Below are 22117 nucleotides of genomic sequence, written 5' to 3' on the forward strand. Positions count from 1 at the left end.
TATCTTGCCGGCACAGGTATGATGGCACGGGGTAGTAGGGTAGCCTGGTCCATCCTAGAGCGTTTGGGACGCTTTGACGGCGGTTCGAATCCGCCCTACCCCATAGGACCATGAAAAAACAGGATGCCGCACAGATCTATTCGCTTCTTCTCACGCGCTATCCTGATGCCCGCGAAGCCCCGGAGACGGTTGCACGCGGAACGCCCTTTGAAGTTCTTATCCTCACCATCCTCTCCGCCCAGACAACCGACAAAGGCGTCCTCAAGGTAAAACCCACGCTCTTTGCGAATTACCCGGGCCCGGATGAGCTCGCGAAAGCGAAGATCGAAGACGTTGAGAAGATCATCCACAGCCTCGGCTACTACCACGCAAAGGCAAAGAACATCATCGCCGCATCAAAGACCCTGCTCGACAATTTTGGCGGGAACGTGCCGGCAACGATGGAGGAACTCTTAACGATTCCGGGGGTTGGCCGCAAGACCGCAAATATCGTGATGTATCACGCGCTTGGCAGGAACGAGGGAATTGCCGTTGACACCCACGTCCGCCGGCTTGCGCAGAGGATCGGCTTTTCGGATACGGATAACGTAGCCATCATCGAGCGCGATCTCATGGCACTCTTCCCCCGGGAGCTCTGGGGCGATCTCACGGATGTCCTGATTGCCCACGGGCGGGCAACCTGCGATGCAAGAAAACCGTTGTGCGAGATGTGCGTGGTGAGCAAAAAGTGCCGGTATTTCCGGAAGGAATACCGCTGACCGGTAAAAATCCCGCAGCCTTTTTTTAAGAAAAAAATGGCGGAGTTTTCAACAAAAAAGCATTTCTTATCGTCTGAAAGAAAAAAACAAACAAAATAAACTTCCTGAAAAATGCATTTTTTTTATTGCACTCCAAGAGTGAAGACCCCTTAACCGGTTTTTTTAGTTTTCAGTGATGCACGTTTCCGCTGCACCGGTAAAACCGGGTAAAAAAAGAGGGACATCTCCCCCTTTTCCGCGTTTCCGCATTTTTCGTTCAGAGATTCTGCACCGGAACAAAACTGTTCCCGGCAGGCATTGTTAAGGACCGGGGCATTGCGATACCCAGCGCTTCTTTGAGGACTTCCTCAACCGTCTCCACCGGCACAAATGCGAGGTCGCCCCGGACATCCTCAGGTACGTCCTCCAGGTCCCGCTCGTTCTCTTTGGGCAAAATCACTTTTCTGATCCCGGCCCGGTGAGCCGCAAGGATCTTCTCCTTGATCCCCCCGACCGGCAGTACTGCACCGCTCAGGGTGATCTCGCCGGTCATGGCTAGACCCGGGTCAACCGTTTTGCCGGTGATCAAGGATGCAAGGGCCGTAAAGAGGGTCACGCCCGCTGAAGGCCCGTCCTTGGGTGTAGCCCCCGAGGGTACGTGGACGTGGATGTCGCTGGTCATGAAATTGAACCCGTTCTCCGTGTTCCCGAGCCGGGAACGGATGAGGGAGAGCGAGATTGTTGCCGACTCCTTCATCACATCGCCGAGCTGGCCGGTAAGGGTGAGCTTGCCGGTGCCGGGCATGAACGTCCCCTCGATAAAGAGGATCTCCCCCCCGACCGGGGTCCAGGCAAGGCCGGTAACAACGCCGGGCACCGGTTCCTTCCGGGCAACTTCCTGCCGGATAAGTTCCTTTCCGAGCACGTCCGGAAGATTTTTCGTTGTAACGACAAACGGAAGTTCGGCAGTTCCGGAGACTATCTTCTCGGATACGTGGCGTGCAGCTTTTGCCAGCTGTTTCTTGAGCCACCGGACCCCGGCCTCGCGGGTGTATTTCTCAATTATTACTTTGAGGGCCTCATCTTCGAACTGGAGTTTCTCTGTATCGAGCCCGTGTTCTCTGAGGATCTCCGGAATGAGGTGGTCTTGTGCTATTGCAAACTTCTCGTTCTTCGTGTAGCCCGAGATCTCGATCACCTCCAGCCGGTCGAGCAGCGGGGCCGGGATCGTTGCAGGGGAGTTTGCAGTCGCGATAAAGAGCACATCCGAGAGATCATAGGGAACTTCGAGGTAGTGGTCCGAGAACGTGTTGTTCTGCTCGGGGTCAAGCACCTCGAGGAGGGCACTGGCCGGATCCCCGTTGTACGAGGTTGCCAGCTTGTCGATCTCGTCAAGGATGAAGACCGGGTTCTTCGTGCCGGCTTTCTGCATGCCCTGGATGATCCGCCCGGGCAGGGCTCCGACATAGGTCCTCCGGTGCCCGCGGATCTCGGCCTCATCCCGGATACCCCCGAGGCTGACCCGGACATATTTCCTGCCGAGCGCCTCGGCAATACTTTTCCCAAGGCTCGTCTTTCCCGTGCCGGGCGGACCGGTAAAGAGAAGGATCGAACCCTGCTTCTCCTGCCGGAGTTTCATGACCGCAAGGTGCTGGATGATCCGCTCCTTGACTTTCTCAAGGCCGTTGTGATGGCTTTCGAGCACCCGTTTTGCCTCTGCTATGTCGATACTCTTCTTCTCTTCAGTTGTCCACGGCAGATCGAGCATGAGATCGAGATAGTTCCGGATAACGGAGGCCTCGTGGTTCTGGCTGCCCCCGGTCTCGAGCTTTTTTACCTCGGCCATTGCCTTCCTGCGAACCTCGTCCGGCAAAGCGGATTGTTCTATCCGTTCCCGGTAGCCAAGGTCACCGGGAGTTCCTTCACTCTCGTCAAGTTCCTCCTGGATGACCCGGAGCTGCTCCCGGAGCATGGCCTCACGGTTCGATTTGCTCACCCGGTCGGTGACTTTCTTTGCCATCTCGATCCGGATGCTGATGTTCTCCCGCACCCGGATGAGGAGTTCAAGAAACGTGATGAACCGCTGCCGGACCGGGATTATCTCGAGGAGGGCCTGCTTCTCGGCTAAGTGAACCGGCAGGAATGGCATGACAAAGCCCATGATCTCATCAATCGACTGCATCCGGTCGATCGGGCCGGTGAACTGTTCCGAACCGGTAAAGCGGCTGCTGATCTCGTGGATCGTGAGTTTGATATCGGCAAGGATCCGCGCCCGCAGATCATCATCGAGATCCAGAATGTCCGAAACCGGCTCGTACGCTGCATAAAACCGCCCGTCCTTTTCAGAGATCGAGACGGCTTTTGCCCGCCCGGCAACCTGCGCACAGATCAGGTACCCGTCATCGCTTGGCTCAGCGTGGAGGATCCGGAACAGGTTCCCGACCCGGTACAGCGACTCCGCGGTCAGTTCTGCCGGGCGGGTGCCGCTCTTGACGGTGAGCCCGATCGCATGCACGGCATCCTCATCTCCGCGTTCCATAGCGGCGAGCAGGAGATCTCCGGTGGCCAGGTCAACCGGGAATTTTGTCCGGCTCTCCGGGTACACGACAATTTCAAAGAGTGGTATGACGATCATATCTGCGGTGTCTTTAACGTTAGTTTCAGTTTTTTCTGGTTGCATGGTAGCCCCAATCATTTAGTTCGAATTTACCTAACTAAAGTGCAGGACAAAAAAATTACCTGACTTTTTTCAGGATCTCCACCAGGAGTTCCTGCTCGTGTTCATCCAGTGAATCCATCAGTCGTTCAATCATCCTGCGCAGGGAAGCCTGTTCCGCCTGTGCGATCGATCTCCCTTTTTCTGTCAGGCGGATATAGAGGATCCTGCCGTCATCGGGACATTGTTCACGGTACGCGCACTCCATCCGGACGCATTTGTTGATCATCTCGGTTATCGTGGGCTTGGAGTTCTTCGTGATCTCTGCAAGACGGCTGAACGTGATATCTCCCTCATCGTTGATGAGCCGGAGATAGGCTATCTGTTTCACCGTCATGTCGGAGAGCCCGCACTCAGAGAAGATCGAGCAGGAGCATTCGTTCCTGATCCTGAGCAGGTGATCCAGTACTTCGAACAGGTGCTCCTCTTGTTCCGTCATGCTCTGATCCTTCGTTAGTTAGGTTTTACCTAATCATAAAGGTGATGATCAGAACACGGCAGAACAACATGTCCGGACATTCTTGCCGTTCTGTTCGTCACCCGGGACATGCAAAAATCCGGCCGACAGGACCCGGTTCACGCTGAGGCTTGCTGTTATTCCTGCCAAAACAGTAAAAAAAGGGAAGACCGGTCATCAGATCTTCTTTGAGACATCTCCTTTCATGATATACTTGACAAGCACGAAGATCACCACCGCGATGATGACAAAATCAATGATTGCACCGACAAAATCACCGAGCAGGAACTTTACGGGTCCTATCTGGAAAACCGCCTCTCTCCAGTTCCCGCCCGGGATAAGCACGGCAATAACGGGCATGATGATATCGCTCACGGTAGAATTGACCAGTTTCGTTGCAGCCGTTCCGATAACAAACGCAACCGCGAGGCCGATGACCTGGTATTTCTGCAAAAAATCCATGAACTCCTTGCTGAATCCTTCGGCACCTTTGCCGATTGTCGATACTCCGCCGCCGAGAAGTTTCTCTGCATCGCCTAATTTCTTGTCAACCATTTCAGAATCACCTTGTAATAATCCGGAACAGGAAGAGCCCGCTCCCGGTATGAACGATGGATGTACGGTGTGATTATTTTTTTGGTGGACGGGGACGCCTGATAACCGCAACAAAAAAAAAAAACTGTCGGCCATAGCAGATCTCGTCCATGTCGGGTGTATGCATTCCCGCTCCTTAAAAAAAAATCGCGGGTCATCTTCTCAGGATATTTCCCTTCTAAAAAAAAACCATTTCACATTTTTGATGACAAATCCGGAGCAGACGGTATACTGCATTCCGGAAATGCACCAGGGGATGGCAATAATTCTTAAAAAAAAATCAGACGCGGTCTATCGCTCTCTTTCGGACGGGAAAAACCTGGCAGTACATGCAACAGCCGGCGTGGTTCTGGTAGTGGTGATTTTTGTTTTACCTTTGCCACTGTATATCCGGACTATTGTTTTTTTTTGCAGTCGTCCTCTTCAATGTTCTCCGGGGAAAAATCAAAAACACGGATAATGCCCGGCTCCTCTCTGCAACCGTGGCCGGACCAGCTACAACGGCCCGTTTAGCAATCGTCGGACAGGACGATAAACCCGGAAAAACAAAAAGCCACCTGCACTCCCCGGGCCGGTCACAGCATCAGTATCGCGGCTGAATTGTGTAAGATCACACCAGGGTCCCCGGTATCCGGTTTATGCCGGTATTTCTCCTGGGATCTTTGGGATCTGTTCCTCCGCAGGGTTCCACGATACGATCCGGCAGACACGTGGATCCTGACGGTCACCGGTGGTAAAGGAGAGCCAAGGAGAGCGAAAGGGATATCTCGCAAGGCAAATATGAATATTATATGGCGGATGAGATTCGGGTCCTCTATGTTGATGATGAACCCGGTCTCCTCGAAATCGGGAAGATCTTCCTTGAGAGGTCCGGCGAATTTTCCGTTGATCTCTCGCTCTCGGCAAGAGAAGCCCTGGACTCTTCTTCCATCCCGCTGTACGATGCCATCATCTCCGACTACCAGATGCCGGAGACCGACGGGATCTCCTTTTTAAAAACGGTACGGAAAGAGTACGGCGATATCCCCTTCATCCTCTTTACCGGCCGGGGCCGCGAGGAGGTCGTGATCGAGGCTATCAACAACGGGGCCAATTTCTATCTCCAGAAAGGCGGCGAGCCGAAAGCCCAGTTCGCCGAACTGGCGCATAAGATCCGGCAGGCCATTGCCCGCAGGCGGGCACAGGTCGAACTCAGGACCGCGTACGACAAGATCACGGCAACGGAAAAGGAGCTTCGCGGGCAGTACCAGGAGCTGGCCCGGAGCGAGCAGCAGATCCGGGAGAGCGAGGCCCGGTTCCGCGAGTTTGCTGAACTCCTGCCACAGATTGTCTTTGAGATTGATCGGAACTTCCGGGTCACGTTCGTGAACCGGCAGGGATACAGCCAGCTCGGCTACACACCAGAGGATGTGGCACGGGGATTTGTTGCCCTCTCGATCGTCGATCCATCGCAGCACGCCCGCCTGATCGGGAATGCGGAGAAGATTGTCCGCAGGGAACCCTGCGAGCACCGCGAATATACCATCACCCGCAGTGATGGCAGCACATTTCCGGCGCTCGTCTATGGCGATCCTGTCTGCAAGCAGGGAGAACTCTCCGGGTTCCGGGGCATTGTCATTGATATCTCGGACCGGAAACAGGCAGAAGATGCCCTGCGCGAGAGCGAGGAGAAATACCGGACGCTTGTTGAAGTAAACCAGGATATCATCTACTCCATTGACCGGGATGGCACGATCCTCTACGTGGGCCCCCGGACGGTTGACCAGCTTGGCTTTTTGCCGGATGAGATGGTGGGGAAAAATATTACTGAATTCATCCACCCGGAGGATCTCGGAATCATACAGCGTCACCTCGATGAGAATCGTGATACGATCGGCTCCCCGCTCCCCTCCGATCAGTTCCGGATCCGCAGGAAAGATGGTACCTGCCGGTGGTATGAGGACAAAACCATCAATGCCATCGACAACCGGAACCGAGCGGTTATCATCGGGACAGCACGGGATATCACGAAACGGAAACTGGCGGAAGATGCTGCGTTTGAGTCCCGTCAGATGCTCCAGACCGTCCTCGATACCATCCCGCAGAGAGTCTTCTGGAAAGATCGCAACATGGTTTTTCTGGGCTGCAACAAATCACTTGCAAACGATGTGGGATATCCGGACCCGGCCGATCTGGTCGGAAAAACCGATTATGACCATTCTTCGGCGGGAATCGCGGAACACTTCCGGGCTGATGACCGTGAAGTTATGGAGAGCGGCCGGCCGAAGATCAATTTCGAAGAACCGCAGATCCGGCCCGATGGCAGCACGTCGTGGCTCCGCACCAGCAAAGTTCCGCTCAGAAACAGGGACGGGGAGATCATCGGGGTTCTTGGAACCTACGAGGATATCTCTGCCTCCCGGCAGGCACATGAGGCACTTTTTGAGAGCGAGGAGAGGTACCGCGATCTCGCCGATTCCCTGCCCCAGATGGTCTTTGAAGCTGATCTGGATCTTAAGATCACGTATGCAAACCGGCATGCCCTCTCGGTACTGGGATTGACCGATGAGGATATCCGGCAGGGAACAAATGTCCTCTCCCACATTGATCCCGCCAAGCACGCAGACGTCCGGGACAGCATGCTGAAGATCCTTCACGGGATCTCCTTTGAACCCAAAGAATACATTGGCCTGAGAAAGGATGGCAGCCGGTTCCCGATTGTCATCTATTCATCGCCGATTTACCGGAACAAGACCCTTGACGGGTTCCGGGGGATTGTCATGGATATCTCTGCCCGGAAGAAGATGGAAGAGGGCCTCCGGGAGAGCGAGGAGAAGTTCCGCTCGTTTGTGGAGAACGCAAACGAGATCGTCTTCTCCCTGAACCGAAAAGGTGTGTTTACCTATGTCTCGCCCCAGTGGACAGAGATACTGGGGCATGATACCAGCGAGGTTATCAATCAGCCGGCATCAGGTTTTATTCACCCTGACAATCTGCCAGGGAACGCTGAAGAATTCCGAAAGGTTATCCATGACGGGGAGAAAGTCAGCGGGTTCGAATACCGGATACGGCACAAGGATGGCACCTGGCGGTGGCATTCGCAAAGTGCGACCCCCGTGCGGAATGCCGCGGGAACTATCATCGCGTACCAGGGCATCTGCCACGATGTCACGGAGCACAAGAGATCGGAAGAAGCCTTGCGGCAGGCCAACAAAAAGCTCAACCTCTTATCCAGCATCACCCGCCACGACATCAACAACCAGCTCCAGGCACTGGACGGATTTCTTGAGCTGCTTCAGAAAAAAATCCCTGACAAGGCGTATGCCCGGTATTTCTCCCAGATCAATGCCACCAGCTGGCAGATCACAAGCCTGATAAAATTTACCGGAGAATACGAGAAGATAGGCGTACAGGTTCCCTTATGGCAGAATATCTTCTCCCTTGTGGAGACTGCGGGAAATGACGCGGTCCATGATGGCGTCATCATCAGAAACGATCTTCCCGCAAGGACAGAACTCTTTGCCGACCCGCTGATCGCCAAGGTCTTTTTCAACCTTGTGGATAATGCAATCCGGCATGGAGGCGCTATCTCAGAAATCCGGTTCTCTTGGGAGGAGCGGACCCATGACCGGGCGATTGTCTGCGAAGATGACGGTGCGGGCGTTGCTCCGGACGAGAAAGAGAAGATCTTCGATCTTGGCTTTGGGAAGAACACCGGCTTTGGCCTCGCCATATCCCGGGAGATCCTGGATATTACCGGTATTACGATCCGCGAGACCGGAACGCCGGGAGAGGGAGCCCGGTTCGAGATGATGGTGCCAAACTGGGCGTACCGGCTTACTCCCAGATAACCGGAAAACGATGCAGGCAGGGCAGTTTTTTTCCCGGTCACGCCATATTGTTCTCTGAGGTATACCGCAGGCCGGGATTTATTCCCACCCGGCATGCGTAATTCATTTCGAAAGGGATATGCCACCCTACTGATATGTACAGCTTATGGCAGACGGGATTTCTGTCCTCTATGTCGATGACGATCCCACACTCCTTGAGATGGGCTTGAGATACCTTGAGGACAACAGTGAATTCTCTGTCGATACAGCCAGGTCCGCCCTTGTTGCCCTTGACAGGCTCAAAAACAGAAACTATGATGCCATCATCTCTGACTTTCAGATGCCGAAAATGAATGGCATCGAATTGTTAAAGAGAGTGAGGGATTCTGATAAAATTATCCCCTTTATTCTGTTTACCGGCCGGGGCCGCGAAGAGATCGTGATCGAGGCCATCAACAACGGGGTCGATTTCTATCTCCAGAAGGGCGGCGACCCCGAAACCCAGTTTGCCGAGCTGACTCACCAGATCCGACAGGCGGTTCTCATGAGAAGAACCCAGAGAACCCTTGCCGAGCAGGAGCAGCGCTGCCATGATCTCCAGAATGCAAATGATCTGATCCAGAGCATTGCACCGGACGGTCATTTCCTGTTTGTCAACAAAAAATGGCTGGATACGCTGGGATACAGGGAAGAGGATCTCCTGGATCGTACCCTGTTCGATATCATCCATGAGGAGAGCCTCAGACACTGCCGGGAAACATTCCAGCGGGTGATCTCCGGGGAGAACGTCGGGATTATTGATGCCGTATTCAAATCCCGCGACGGGAGAAAGATCTATGTCGAGGGGATGGCAGGCTGCAGGATCGTAAACGGGACCTGCCAGTACACCCGTGGAATATTCAAGGATGTGACGGACCGGAAAAATGCAGAACAGGAACTCGTACGGAAAAACGAAGAGCTCCGGAATAATTACCAACTGCTGGCCGAGAAGGAGCAGGCACTCCGGGAGAGCGAGCTGCTGTTGCGGATGATTTTTGACAATGCCAACGATGCGGCATACCTGGTTGAACGAGTCCCTGAGGGTCCCGGAAAATACCTTCTGGTAAACGATAAAGCCGTCCGGATGCTGGGATATTCCAAAGAAGAGCTCCTGAAGATGTCCCCACGGGATGTTGTGCCGGAGGATATTGCGAAAAGGATCATGCCGGGCATTGCAAAAATACTGTTCAGGGACGGGCATGCCACATTTGAATCGGCAAACCGGAGAAAAGACGGGAGTATCTTCCCCATAGAAGTGAGTATCCGTGCATTTCGTTACCGGGGAATGGATGTCGACCTCTCCATTGTCCGCGACATCTCCGAGCGCAAGAGAGATATGGAAGCATTGCGGCAGGCCAACAAAAAGCTCAGCCTCCTCTCGGGAATCACCCGCCATGATATCAAAAACCAGCTCCTGGCCCTGGACGGTTTTGTCGGACTGCTCCACAAAAAAATGCCGGATCCCGCGTATGAACACTATTTTTCCCGCATCAACAGGGCAAGCAGCCAGATCGCGGGAATGATCCAGTTCACCAAAGAATACGACAAGGTCGGCGTGCGTGAACCTGCATGGCAGGATATCCGGATCCTTTTAGAGAACGTAGGCAGGGATGCTGCACCGGATCAGGTTGTACTCAAAAATGATCTCCCGGCCAACTGGGAAGTATTTGCCGATCCCCTGGTTGCCAGGGTCTTTTTCAACCTGGTTGACAATGCGGTTCGGCACGGGGGGAAGATCACCACAATCCGGTTCTCTCTTGAGGAGCGGGATGGAAAGAGGATCATTGTATGTGCGGATGATGGCAACGGTATTTCTCAAGACGAGAAAGAACAGATCTTCGATCTTGGATTTGGGAAGAACACCGGTTTTGGCCTTGCCATATCCCGGGAGATTCTTGACATAACCGGTATCAGTATCAAAGAGACCGGGGAAGCGGGCGTCGGGGCACGGTTCGAGATGGTGGTGCCTGGCGGGGCGTACCGGTTCGTGCCCGATATGCCCTGAGGGGTAGCGGTTATTGAAACCGGGGCGGGTTCCTGTACGACCGGGTTCCCGGACAGATATTTGACGAATAATATATGACCCCGTTATCCGCGTTCTGCTGGCAGTTCTTTTAGCCGGATGGAGTAAATTACCGATAAAAATGGCATCGATTCCACGCGTGATATACCCTGTTGTACGAGGTGGATTCCAGCCGCATTCTGGCAAAATACCCCCGAAAATTCGTTCTTTTGCAACGTAACCGGAACGGGGCATTTTACGGGGTTTTTCCCGGGGGCCGGAATCAAAAACGGGGAAACGGGGGCCGTACAGGGCTTGGTTTCGACAGGCCCTTTTTACAATAAGAGGTACATGAGAACCCGGGTGCCCTCCGGTGAAATCCGGTTCTTTGCTATGAAAACGTTTCTGATAAAAAACGGACCGTACCCCCGTTGAGTTCTGAACAAAAAAACGTATGAGCAGGGATGTCATTTCTTTTTTTTTAACAAACGGACTCAAGACCCGGGTGCATGCCCAGCTGTTTTTTTGTAGAGAGGTGGAATGCCTGAACGGGGATAATTCTGTCTTCAGACAGATTCGTTTTTACCGGTTGGATTTCATTATACCCGGGAACCGGTCGTTCTGCCAGTTTCCCCGTGAAACTTATCTGTTGTTGAGAAGATCTTTCTCATCATCAATTACTTCATCGACAAACGTGGTCAGCTGGGTGAGAATATCCGGATCCAGCCCTTTTTCAACCGCAAGGAACATGCCGGAAAAACCCATCAGCCGCAGTTTGTTGGTAACGAAATGAACAAACCTGGTGATATTCTGGGAGGAGATATAGATCAGCATCGCATTGACCGAATCAAAGAGCAGGGATACTTTCTTTCCCTTGAGTCCGATGAGGGATTCAGTCACGGCAATCCCGATACCCGTCATATCGGCAGGATTGGTGACGAACCGGCAGTTCTTTACCGGCTCATGATCGTGTCCGATGGCATATTTCGTGACCGTGTCGACGACGGAAATCTTATCCATCGCAATCCCGTTTCTCTCATAATTCTTTTTTAAGATATCGTAGGGCTGGTTTGTGGTGATGACGAGGACGTTATAGTCTTTGGCCAGGAGCATTCTGATAAGTTCAATGTTCTTATTCCTGATCTCCGCAGCTGATGCCATGATGAGATAAATTTCCTCATCCTTGATATCCGGTAGGGTGAATGACATGAATACACTATTCCGTGAGGAATTTTTTCGACGATTCGGAAAGATCACCCGAATGGTTCACAATCATCTTATTGAGTTCGATGATGTTCTGCCGGATCTGTTCCAGGTTCCTGATCTGGATTTTGAGCTGGAGTAAAACATCGCAATTTTCGAACTGGCCGCGCTCAATATCTTCAATAACGATGGAAATGTTTTGTTCTACCACTTCCATCGGGTTCTTGAGTCTCATAGCCGCTTCCTTGATGAATGCGAGGAACCGGTCATTGCTCTCTTTGAGAGCGTTCTCGGATTGTTTTCGTTCAGTGATGTCTACCAGGGTTTCAACGGCTCCGATAATTGCACCCTTGGCGTTCCGGATGGGCGCGGCAGTGAAATACAGCCACGTTCCGGAAGTACCCATTTTCGGGAAGAAATCAGTAGCCTCAAACGCTCCTGCAACAAACCGGGAATTATTAATTTTGCCCTGGTACCATTCGGGAAGCTGTTCAATTGTTTCGTCAATCAGCAGATCTGCGAGGACGGGTCGTTCTGCATCGTAAAATGGCATCCACTGGTTCCTGGTACCCAGAGCCGTAGTTTCTTTTATACCGCTGTATTCCTCAAGTGCTTTGTTCCAGGATATGACCCGGTGATCTTTATCGATCACAAACTGCAATGCGGGTGAACCCATAAGGATAGATTTCAGGAGCGCGTCGTTCTCCTTGAGCCGTTCGGACTGTTCAGCCACAACCTTTTCCTGCACAGCCAGGAGCTCGTTTAACGAATCTGCCATTGCTTCAAGATGAGTGACCCTCTCTGCCATCGCACTATTATCCATCAGTTTACCCCTCCGTTACGTATTCGGTTTCTCATACATATCATCGAAAAACGGTCTTGTCATCGAACGGTAAAACCGCGATTTTCACACTCAGTGCCAGAGACCGGAACAGGTCCGCAGTCTCCCTGGGAACCGTCACGTTGCAAAATATAATGATGGCAAAGAGGTTCCCCGAAGGCAGGATCCCTCCAAAACCAATGACCGACCGGATCCCGTACGGGATTACGAAATCCTTCTGGGCCGGGACGTACGGGCTGCCAACCGCATCGGGAATACAGAAGACATTGTAGGTGGTCTGCACCATATCGAAGACCACTGCCGGGTCCGGTCGCAGGATTGTATTGACGGTAAGTCCCATCTGCTGGATGAGCTGCCGGACCATGGGGAATGCTTCGATAAAATGTTCGCTTGGAAGGGGAATCGCCCTGTGTCCCCGGGAGGTCTTGCGACCGTCCCATTCCGGTTCCCTGCCGGCACTTGCCAGCAGGACCAGGCATTTCATGTCCGGGGATTCCGGAGATCCATTCAGGATCCCCCGGGCAAACTCCTGCAGGTCGCGGTCAAGCTCCCCATAGGAATGAGTCTTGAACAGGCGGACCAGGGCGCAGTTCTTTTCCCCGGTATTTAGATCCGTGAGGTTTTCGTAGAGGTAATGGACAATTCTATCGGCTGCCTCTTCCATGCTGGCCGCCCCGTATCCCACGGATCGCAATGCGGCCGAGAACTCAACCATATCTTTAAGGGTAAAATCTCCAATGTTCGGCATCATATCCCCCTGTTCCGGCGGGATTCCCTGTCGATGATAGAACGCTGTGGGGATCCCGGATACCCTCTCTTCCCCAGTCCGGATCCGACAGCTGCCATCAGGCCCGATCCGGACCGGGTTATAACAATGCTTCATGGGGGAAGCCACCATATATATGTTTCAGCCGGTTATGGGAGTGATTATGGGGATAACCGATCACGGTTGCCGGAAGTACCCCGTTCCAACCGGAATACACCGGAGGTTTCCTGAAATAATCTCCCGGTTTTCCTGAATGGTTCAAAAGCACGGGGGGATCTCATTTTTCGTTGTCCTGGAGGACAGGATTGTTCTGGTAAGAACCGGCGATCTTCCACACCGTATGAGAATACCTTATCCGGGCATTTTATGGAAAACAGGTATATATATTTGTAATGAACAGCACTGTCCAGCGATACCGGAATAACTGCAACAATGGTAAACCCGGGACCCGGCTCCTTTGGATATCCACGGGGATCCAGAGTACCCGTTTTTCAACAGACCGGAAGGAGTCAGACTATGAAGAAAAAAATTTCAGAAAAAAACGTAAGTGATATGCCCACACTGACGCTCACGCTCATCTTTATGGGAATGTTTGCCCTGATTTCAGTATTCGAACTCGTGCAGCAGACGCTCGAACCGGTACTGACTCCATGGGGATCCCGGTTTATCACCATCATCGTTGCCAGTGCCAGTGCGGTATTCATTGCATTCTTCCCGTTGCGGGCATTGCGGGATACCGAGGGGAAGTTCAAAGCGATTTACGAGGATTCCCATGATGCCATCCTGCTCCTTGACGAGAATACGCTCATCGACTGCAACCGGCGGGCGTTGCAGATGTTCGGGATACCTGATGTTGAGGATCTGATAACTCACACACCTGCCATGCTCTCTCCCCGGGTCCAGCCCGGCGCTCACGGGTCGCCCTCCACCCTTTGCGATCATATCGGGACTGCATACCGTGACGGGTTTGCCCGTTTCGAAGGGGAATTTCTCCGGAGGGGCGGGGACCGGTTTCCGGCCGACGTGCAGGTATCGTCATTCACGCAGGGAAACAGGCACCTCCTGCAGGCAACGATCCGCGACATATCAGAACAAAAACACATTGAAACCGCGTTACAGGAAAGTAACGAACGGTTTTTCTCCTATATCCGGGAAACTGCCCTGCGGCTGAAAATCCCGGTCGGAGTTGTCCATGAAAATATCGCGGGTGTGATAGCAGACATTGAAGGTGGAGAGATAGACAGTAAAAATATCCTCCTCCAGCTCCGTCTTCAGGAAAAGAATCTTGTCCAGATCCAGCAGAATGTCCGCAATTTGAACCAGAGAATTTTCGATCATCCGGGGGATATCCCGTCAGCACCAAACGATCTCCCCGCAGGATGCAATCCACCTGCCCGTGAATCATAGTGAATGAATAAATCCCCTGGCGCCAGCAGTGCATGATCAACATGAACAACCCATGTACTCTCCGGCCGGGTAATCAGGGGTTATGCACAATCGTTCCATGCAATTTTCAGACTCTCACGATAAACAGCGGAACAGGTACCATAAAAAATAAAAAAACCGGAGATCTTCAGGAGCCGTGATTCTGCACCAGGTTCACGACACGTTACTCCATTTTCTCTGCGAAGAACGGGAATCGGCCCACGTTACGTGTATTCCTGTTGAAACGCACATGAACGGGCGTTCACACCCGGACCATGAAAATTTCTGGTATGTGGAGATCCCCCCTGCGTGCCTCTCCGGCGCACGGCGGCGATCTGATTTTTTTCTGCCTGACATGGATCCGCCGCGGGGGTCCCCCGTCGGGGGCGGCGTTCATAGCACTACATGGGAGTGAGTGAACAATCCATACCACACACAGCAAAATGCAATTTTCATGGGAAATACCTTTATTGCCTGAAAGCCCGACTGAAGCATAATCGAACCGGATCTGGTATTGCGATGGCGGATGTTCACCCCACACACCACGAGGATCAAAATACCCTCATCTCTCCTGCGAATCTCCTTCAGGGTGCCTTCCTCTCGGTCATCCTTATTGTCCTTTACCTCATCAGCACGGTAAATTACCTTCTCTTTCACGGCATCGTTGAACTCGCCGGCATTGCGGTTGCCATCTCGATCTTCATCATCGTCTGGAATACCCGCAGGATGATCACTGACGGGTTTTTCCTCATTGTCGGGATCTCGTTCCTCTTCTTTGGGAGCATCGATCTCGTTCATACTCTCGCGTTCAAGGGTATGGGCGTGTTCCCCGGCAACAGCCCGGACCTTCCCACCCAGCTCTGGATTGCAGCACGGTATTTCCAGAGCATCACGTTCCTTGTTGCTACGTTTTTCATAGGACGATCCATAACCAACGGCAAAAAGTACGATGTGGCTGTCATCATCGCAGCCTGCACGGCTGCCTGTGTCCTGCTCTTTGCCAGCATCTTTGTCTGGCAGAACTTCCCTGCCTGTTTCACCGAGGGCACCGGGCTTACCCTGTTCAAGATTGTGAGCGAATACATCATCTCGCTCATTCTCATTGCCACGATCGTTATTCTGTACCTGAAACGGGACCATTTCGATCCCACGGTCTGGAAGTTCCTCGTTGCTGCGCAGGCATTTCTCATCCTCGGAGAACTGGCGTTCACCTCCTACATTTCCGTGTTCGGGTTCATGAACATGCTCGGCCACCTCTTCCGGCTCATCTCGGTCTACCTCTTCTACCGGGCATTTGTTGTGGTGGCATTGACCCGGCCGTACGATCTCCTCCTCCGCGAACTCAAGACAGATGAGGATCTCCTCCGGGAAAGCGAGAATAAACTCAACATGATCATCCGGGGATCTCCCATTCCGCAGTTCGTGATCGACAGCAACCACCGGGTCATTCACTGGAACGAGGCTCTTGAGAAATACAGCGGGATCAAGGCAGAAGAGATAATCGGGACGAACCGGCAGTGGCGTGCATTCTACTCCTCTGAACGCCCCTGCATGGCAGACCTCCTTGTTGACGGGGTTCAGGAGAAGTTCCACGGATGGCATGAAGGAAAATATGCGAAATCCACCCTTGTGGAAGGTGCCTATGAAGCCACTGACTTTTTCCCGCACATGGGGCTGTCCGGCATATGGTTGTATTTCACTGCTGCGCCGATCAGGGATTCTAAGGGCAGCATAATCGGTGCCGTTGAGACGCTGGAAGATATCACTGAACGGAAAAAAGCAGAAGACGCGGTCCGGAGGTCCCGGGATTACTACTTAAAGCTCTTTGATGACTTTCCCAACCCGATCTGGCGCTCGGATACCAATGCAAAATGTGACTACTTCAACAAAGAGTGGCTTGCATTCACCGGCCGCACTTTTGAGCAGGAGAGGGGGGATGGCTGGGCAGATGGAGTCCATCCGGATGATCTTGACCGGTGCGTAAAGACCTATCTTGCCGCATTCAATGCGCGGGAACCTTTCGATATGGAATACCGGCTCCGGCATCGCGACGGCACTTTCCACTGGTTGTTAGACAGCGGAAAACCGTTCTATGATCCGGACGGGAATTTTACCGGCTATCTCGGTGCATGCTACGATGTCACCGGGCGTAAAACGGCGGAAGAAGCGCTCCGTCTCCAGAACAGAATATTCGAGACAATCGCCGAGGGTGTTTACCTGATCCGTGCCAGCGATGGCGTGATTGTTTTTACCAATTCCAAATTTGATACAATGTTCGGGTATGAGAAAGGGGAGTTAATCGGCAGGCATGTCTCTGTGGTCAATGCTCCGGAAGAAAAAACGAGCCCCCGGGATACTGCAGAAGAGATCATCAAAACACTCCATGAAAAGGGAGGATGGAGAGGGGAAGTAAAAAACATAAGGAAAGACGGAACCACATTCTGGTGTCTGGCCGCTGTATCAACGTTCGAACATCCCGGATTCGGGAGTGTCTGGATTTCTGCCCATACGGATATAACCGCCCACAAACAGGCAGAGGATGCTGTACAGGCTGCGGTAAAATTAAACCAGCTGATCGATACGATGTCGGTCAGTGAATGCATGAGTTATACCCTCGATGAGGCAGAACGGCTGACTTCAAGTAAAATCGGGTTTTTCCATATTATTAATCCAGATGAGAAGACGATCCAGCTGATTGCATGGTCCACGGAAACCCGGAAACACTGTTTTATCCCAAAGGAACCCGAGCGGCATTACCCGGTGGAAAAAGCCGGTATCTGGGTGGACTGTATTCGCCAGCGCAGACCGGTCATCCATAATGATTACGCCAGCCTGCCCCACAAGAAAGGCTTGCCGGAGGGTCATGTCCCGGTTATCCGTGAGCTGGTTGTTCCCATTTTCAATGAAGATAAGATCATCGCAATCATTGGCGTAGGTAACAAAGTAGTGGATTATGATGAGAAGGATATCAGCGTGCTCACCCTGCTTGCAAAGAATACATGGACCCTGATCCAGCGCAAACAGGTTGAAGAAGCACTCCGGGAGAGCGAACAGAAGTTCCGGGATATTTTCAACAATACCACCGACGCGATTCATATTCATGAGATCAATGCTGACGGGACCCCGGGAAGATTCACCGATGTCAATGATGTTGCCTGCCGGATGCTGGGATATACCCGGGAAGAGATGATTGCAAAAACCCCATTCGACATCACCACTGACCACCACAACCCACCGTTGGAAAGAGTTATTGAAGAACAGCGGATGTCCGGCACTGCGAGATTCGAGACGGAGCACCGGGCAAAAGACGGCACTATCATTCCTGTGGAGGTCAACACCCATATCGTTACCATACAGGGAACAAAGGTGATGCTCGGAGTTGTCCGGGATATCACAAAACGGAAAAAAGCAGAAGTGTTGCTGAAACATTACAGCGAAGAACTTGAACTTGAAGTGAAGGCCAGGACCGAAGAACTGAGCACATCGCTTGATGAAAAAGTCCTTCTCCTCCGCGAGATCCACCACCGGGTAAAAAACAACCTCCAGATCATCATCAGCCTCGTCAATCTCCAGATGCGCCGCGTTGAGGATGAACGGTTGAAACAGGTCATGGCAGAGACCCAGAACCGGGTACGGGCAATGTCGCTCGTCCATGAAAAACTGTACCAGTCTGTGGATATCTCCCGCATCGATCTCGCCGGTTACACCGGGTTCCTGGTTACCCACCTTTTCACGTTCTATGGAGTTGATTCCCGGCAGGTGACCCTGAAGGTCGATATCGGGAAGATCATGCTGGACATCAACACCGCAATCCCGCTGGGCTTAATCATCAACGAACTTGCCAGTAATACACTCAAACACGCATTTCCCGACAGCAGGAAAGGCTCATTATTCATTGCGGTGCGGGAAGATGGTAAGACACTTCACCTGATGGTCAGGGACGATGGTATAGGGATGCCTGAAGATTTCGACTGGCGGAACGCCGAATCGCTCGGGCTCCGGCTGGTCGTCTCGCTGGTGGAACAACTGGAGGGGACGATTGAACTGGACCGGAGTGCGGGGACTGCGTTTACGATTATTGTGCAGGAGAAAAAAGGATGATGCCCGGTGTTCTGATACCAGAGCAGGACGTATGGCTCAATGCCATCATCCATGTTTCTCCCATTCCGCAGTTCGTGATCGACAGCAACCACCGGGTCATCCACTGGAACGAGGCCCTTGAGAAATACAGCGGGATCAAGGCAGAAGAGATAATCGGGACGAAACAGCAGTGGCGTGCATTCTACTCCTGCGAACATCCCTGCATGGCCGATCTCATTGCAGAAGATACAATTGAGAAAAATCCCGAATGGTATGAAGGAAAATATGCGAAATCCTCCCTTGTGGAAGGTAGCTACGAAGCTACCGACTTCTTCCCGCACATGGGCGGGTCCGGCCGATGGTTGTATTTAACTGCAGCCCCGATCAGGAATGCTGAGGGCAGGATCATCGGTGCTGTCGAGACACTGGAAGATATCACCAAGCACAAAAAGGTAGAAGAGGCGTTGCGGAAGAGCGAGGAGAAATACCGAACGCTCTTTGAAGACTCGTTCGACGGTCTTTTTATCACATCACCCGCAGGAAAGATCCTGGACATGAACAAGAAAGGTATCCTGTTGTTCGGCTATAATACTAAAGAGGAGATACTCAATCTCGATCTCGAACGGGATGTCTATGCCAATCCCCTGGACCGGAAGCGGATCCTTGCCATGGTCAATGCGCAGGGCACTGCCGAATATGAGGTCGTGGTTAAGAAAAAGAGCGGTGAGATGATAGTAACGTATTGTTCCCTGACGGCTGTGAAAGATAAAACCGGATCAATCACCTCGTACCGGGGCATCATCCGTGATATTACGGATAAGAAACGGGCAGAAGAGGCGCTGAAGAAGAGCGAGAGGAATTACCGGACCCTTGCCGAAGCAGCACCTGACCCGATCTTCATCATAGGGCGGGACGATACGGTACTGTTCATCAACACCCGTGCGGCCCAAGTCTTGAATCTTTCAATCGAACACATTCTGAACCAGCCGCGAAAGGGCCTGTTTCCCCCGGATGTCGCTGACGAACAAGGACGTGACCTCCAAACAGTATTCAATACCGGAAAACCCCTCCGCAAAGAGGCAAAAATCCGGTATGGCGACCGCGAGTACTGGCAGGATAATTCCCTTGTTCCATTAACCGATGAGAACGATGAGGTGTATGCAGTTCTTGGTATATCGCACGATATCACCGGTCGGAAGCGGACGGAGGATGCACTGCGGGAGAGCGAGGAACAGTTCCGGTTACTCTATGAAAATGCCAGCGAAGGGATCATCATCGCCGAGAGCGAGACCCGGAAATTTGTCAGGGCAAACCCGGCCATATGCAGCATGCTCGGATATACCGAGGCCGAGCTCCGGTCAATGACGATTGCCGATATCCATCGTCGGGAAGACCTTGATTACATGCTGGAGAAATTCAGGGCACTTGTCATGGGCGAGATAACCCAGGCTGATAATCTTCCCTTCCTCTGCAGGGACGGGACAATCCGGATCCTGAATGTTGCCAGTTCGAGAGTGACACTACATGGGAAAATGTATATTATCGGGCTCTTTTCCGATGTCACCGAACGCATGAGGGCAGAAGAGGCCCTGCAGAAAAGCCGTGCGCAGTACAGGGAGCTTGTCGAGAACATCAGCGATGTGATCCTCACGCTGGACCTGAACGGGACAGTTACCTACATCAGCCCCGTTGTCCAGCGGCTGTTCGGCTATACGGTAACAGAAGTGATCGGCCAGCACTTCACCCGGTTCGTCCATCCTGACGATATCCCTTATGCTACTGAAGGGTTTCGACTCAGGTTAACCGGGGTGTATAATGCAAACGAATTCAGGGTCCTGACAAAGGATAACCGCGAACGGTATGTCCGTACTTCCCAGACGCCGGTAATGAAAGAGGGTGTGATCACCGGGTTCAATTATACCCTGTCAGATGTTACCGAGCGCAGGATGGCAGAAGAGACGCTCAAGGATTTCAACAAAAAATTACAACAGGGGATCGAGAAAAAAACGACAATCCTCCGTGAGAACGAACTCAGGCACCTTAGATTGTTTGAGTCTTCGCATGATGCCATCATGACCCTGGAACCGCCGGACTGGCGGTTCACATCAGGCAATCCCGCCACCGTGGCAATGTTCCGTACACAGGACGAGGCCGGTTTCACCTCAAAGGCGCCGTGGGAGTTATCGCCGGAATTCCAGCCGGACGGGCGGCCTTCCATTGAAAAGGCACGGGAAATGATCGAAAAAGCTGTCGTTGAAGGGTCCAATTTCTTCGAGTGGACCCACAGGAGAATCACCGGCGAAACCTTCCCGGCAACGGTACTCCTGACAAGGTTCGAATGGAAGGGAATGGAAATCCTGCAGGCAACGGTACGGGACATCACTGAACAGAAACATGCCGAGGAAATAATCCGGGCATCCCTTGATGAGAAAAGCCTTCTCCTCCGCGAGATCCACCACCGGGTGAAGAACAATCTCCAGATCATCATCAGTCTGGTCAACCTCCAGATGCGCCAGATCGACGATGAACGATTGAAACAGGTCATGGCAGAGACCCAGAACCGGGTGCGGGCCATGGCTTTTGTCCATGAAAAACTGTACCAGTCCGAGGATATCGCCCACATCGATATCGCCAGCTACACCCGGTTTTTAGTAACCCATCTTTTCTCGTTCTATGGAGTTGATTCCCGGCAGGTGGTTCTGAACATGGATATCGGGAAGATCATGTCCAGCATCAACACGGCAATCCCGCTGGGCTTGATCATCAACGAACTTGCCAGCAATGCGCTGAAACACGCGTTTCCCGAGGGAAGGACAGGAACGTTGTCCATCACCATCCGGCAGGTTGAGAAGACCCTTTCCCTCTCCGTAATGGATGATGGTATCGGGGTGCCGGGAGATTTTGACTGGCGGAATGCAGAAACGCTCGGGCTCCGGCTGGTGATCTCGCTGGTGGACCAGCTGGACGGGACCATTGAACTGGACCGGTGTTCCGGGACAGCGTTCACGATTGTCATTAAAGAGAAAGATTAGGTTTTTTTTGGGGATATGTCATCCCCCTTCACGATCATACTGTTGTGGATCCACACTCCGTCAGGATGACAAAGAGCGTTTTCCCGTATCGGGCATTCATCTGAAGGGAAATTTTTAAAACCGGCCGGATGCTTGCAACCGGATTCTGTTCAGGAAAAATCCGGTATAAGCGAACGACCGGCTTCCTGACATCCAGAAACACCCGGCCAGGAGCCGGTAACCTCATTTTGATGGTTCTTTTTATCTTCGTCTTACTATATGACCCTCATATCCCCCGTTCTTTTGGCGGTTCCGGGTGCCGGTTGGGGTAAATTATGGGTGAAAATGGCCGCAATCCCATGTGCAGTACGGGTCATTCTACGAGGTGGATTTCAGGCGTATTTTGACAAAATAACTCTGTATTGTCGTTCTTTTGT

The 22117-nt window shown here is 52.5% G+C and carries 12 protein-coding genes and 1 tRNA gene; 7 read left to right on the plus strand and 6 right to left on the minus strand.

The genetic code is table 11. The features are described 5' to 3' along the window. The first annotated feature begins 28 nt into the window (after positions 1-28). Together WC598_RS11655 and nth are read left to right on the plus strand one after the other, a co-directional pair. Positions 29-103: transfer RNA gene (locus tag WC598_RS11655), tRNA-Pro, on the plus strand. A 7-nt stretch (positions 104-110) separates the two neighbouring features. Continuing rightward, positions 111-758: an endonuclease III gene (gene nth, locus WC598_RS11660; RefSeq protein WP_372961675.1), complete on the plus strand. Its 648-nt coding sequence runs from the start codon at positions 111-113 to the stop codon at positions 756-758. Between the two features lie 256 nt (positions 759-1014). Here nth and lon read toward each other — a convergent pair whose 3' ends face one another. From lon to WC598_RS11675, 3 genes are all read right to left on the minus strand, one after another. After that, on the minus strand, positions 1015-3372 hold the full coding sequence (gene lon / locus WC598_RS11665) for an endopeptidase La (protein ID WP_372961676.1): 2358 nt from the start codon (positions 3370-3372) through the stop codon (positions 1015-1017). A 100-nt stretch (positions 3373-3472) separates the two neighbouring features. Next, on the minus strand, positions 3473-3892 hold the full coding sequence (locus WC598_RS11670) for a MarR family winged helix-turn-helix transcriptional regulator (protein WP_372961677.1): 420 nt from the start codon (positions 3890-3892) through the stop codon (positions 3473-3475). A 195-nt stretch (positions 3893-4087) separates the two neighbouring features. Continuing rightward, on the minus strand, positions 4088-4465 hold the full coding sequence (locus WC598_RS11675; RefSeq protein ID WP_372961678.1) for an MscL family protein: 378 nt from the start codon (positions 4463-4465) through the stop codon (positions 4088-4090). A gap of 830 nt (positions 4466-5295) precedes the next feature. Between WC598_RS11675 and WC598_RS11680 the strand changes: the two genes are divergently transcribed. Both WC598_RS11680 and WC598_RS11685 read left to right on the plus strand, forming a co-directional pair. Further along, positions 5296-8334, plus strand: a complete 3039-nt coding sequence (locus tag WC598_RS11680; RefSeq protein WP_372961679.1) for a PAS domain S-box protein — start codon at positions 5296-5298, stop codon at positions 8332-8334. A 145-nt stretch (positions 8335-8479) separates the two neighbouring features. Next, on the plus strand, positions 8480-10357 hold the full coding sequence (locus WC598_RS11685; protein WP_372961680.1) for a PAS domain S-box protein: 1878 nt from the start codon (positions 8480-8482) through the stop codon (positions 10355-10357). A 639-nt stretch (positions 10358-10996) separates the two neighbouring features. On the opposite strand, the gene WC598_RS11690 is transcribed toward WC598_RS11685, so the two are convergent. Genes WC598_RS11690 through WC598_RS11700 form a run of 3 tightly spaced genes read right to left on the minus strand, consistent with a single transcriptional unit; the run spans position 10997 to position 13281 of the window. Beyond that, on the minus strand, positions 10997-11563 hold the full coding sequence (locus tag WC598_RS11690; protein WP_372961681.1) for a hypothetical protein: 567 nt from the start codon (positions 11561-11563) through the stop codon (positions 10997-10999). A 7-nt stretch (positions 11564-11570) separates the two neighbouring features. Further along, positions 11571-12380 (minus strand): PAS domain-containing protein, encoded by an 810-nt coding sequence (locus tag WC598_RS11695; protein ID WP_372961682.1) that lies wholly within the window; start codon positions 12378-12380, stop codon positions 11571-11573. 40 nt (positions 12381-12420) lie between these two features. Further along, complete coding sequence (locus tag WC598_RS11700; RefSeq protein WP_372961683.1) at positions 12421-13281, minus strand: hypothetical protein; 861 nt, start codon at positions 13279-13281, stop codon at positions 12421-12423. A gap of 399 nt (positions 13282-13680) precedes the next feature. Here WC598_RS11700 and WC598_RS11705 point away from each other — a divergent pair, with 399 nt between their 5' ends. The 3 genes from WC598_RS11705 to WC598_RS11715 all read left to right on the plus strand — a co-directional run bounded on the left by WC598_RS11705 (position 13681) and on the right by WC598_RS11715 (position 21701). Beyond that, complete coding sequence (locus tag WC598_RS11705) at positions 13681-14571, plus strand: PAS domain-containing protein (protein ID WP_372961684.1); 891 nt, start codon at positions 13681-13683, stop codon at positions 14569-14571. A gap of 537 nt (positions 14572-15108) precedes the next feature. Then, positions 15109-18690: an MASE3 domain-containing protein gene (locus WC598_RS11710; RefSeq protein ID WP_372961685.1), complete on the plus strand. Its 3582-nt coding sequence runs from the start codon at positions 15109-15111 to the stop codon at positions 18688-18690. After that, the gene (locus WC598_RS11715) at positions 18687-21701 is read left to right on the plus strand and encodes a PAS domain S-box protein (protein WP_372961686.1); all 3015 of its coding nucleotides are present in this window, start codon (positions 18687-18689) and stop codon (positions 21699-21701) included. The genes WC598_RS11710 and WC598_RS11715 overlap by 4 nt, the downstream gene beginning before the upstream one ends. Positions 21702-22117: the final 416 nt, after the last annotated feature.

The organism is Methanoregula sp. (assembly GCF_041645475.1).
Taxonomy (GTDB): Archaea; Halobacteriota; Methanomicrobia; order Methanomicrobiales; family Methanospirillaceae; genus Methanoregula.

What these genes read in the sequence shown, in the direction of transcription:
- WC598_RS11685 (WP_372961680.1), top strand. Translation starts at nt 8,480, where the DNA reads ATGGCAGACGGGATTTCTGTCCTCTATGTCGATGACGATCCCACACTC.
- WC598_RS11695 (WP_372961682.1), bottom strand. Translation starts at nt 12,380, where the DNA reads ATGGATAATAGTGCGATGGCAGAGAGGGTCACTCATCTTGAAGCAATG.
- WC598_RS11715 (WP_372961686.1), top strand. Translation starts at nt 18,687, where the DNA reads ATGATGCCCGGTGTTCTGATACCAGAGCAGGACGTATGGCTCAATGCC.
- WC598_RS11670 (WP_372961677.1), bottom strand. Translation starts at nt 3,892, where the DNA reads ATGACGGAACAAGAGGAGCACCTGTTCGAAGTACTGGATCACCTGCTC.
- nth (WP_372961675.1), top strand. Translation starts at nt 111, where the DNA reads ATGAAAAAACAGGATGCCGCACAGATCTATTCGCTTCTTCTCACGCGC.
- WC598_RS11690 (WP_372961681.1), bottom strand. Translation starts at nt 11,563, where the DNA reads ATGTCATTCACCCTACCGGATATCAAGGATGAGGAAATTTATCTCATC.
- WC598_RS11680 (WP_372961679.1), top strand. Translation starts at nt 5,296, where the DNA reads ATGGCGGATGAGATTCGGGTCCTCTATGTTGATGATGAACCCGGTCTC.
- WC598_RS11700 (WP_372961683.1), bottom strand. Translation starts at nt 13,281, where the DNA reads ATGAAGCATTGTTATAACCCGGTCCGGATCGGGCCTGATGGCAGCTGT.
- WC598_RS11675 (WP_372961678.1), bottom strand. Translation starts at nt 4,465, where the DNA reads ATGGTTGACAAGAAATTAGGCGATGCAGAGAAACTTCTCGGCGGCGGA.
- WC598_RS11710 (WP_372961685.1), top strand. Translation starts at nt 15,109, where the DNA reads ATGGCGGATGTTCACCCCACACACCACGAGGATCAAAATACCCTCATC.
- WC598_RS11705 (WP_372961684.1), top strand. Translation starts at nt 13,681, where the DNA reads ATGAAGAAAAAAATTTCAGAAAAAAACGTAAGTGATATGCCCACACTG.
- lon (WP_372961676.1), bottom strand. Translation starts at nt 3,372, where the DNA reads ATGATCGTCATACCACTCTTTGAAATTGTCGTGTACCCGGAGAGCCGG.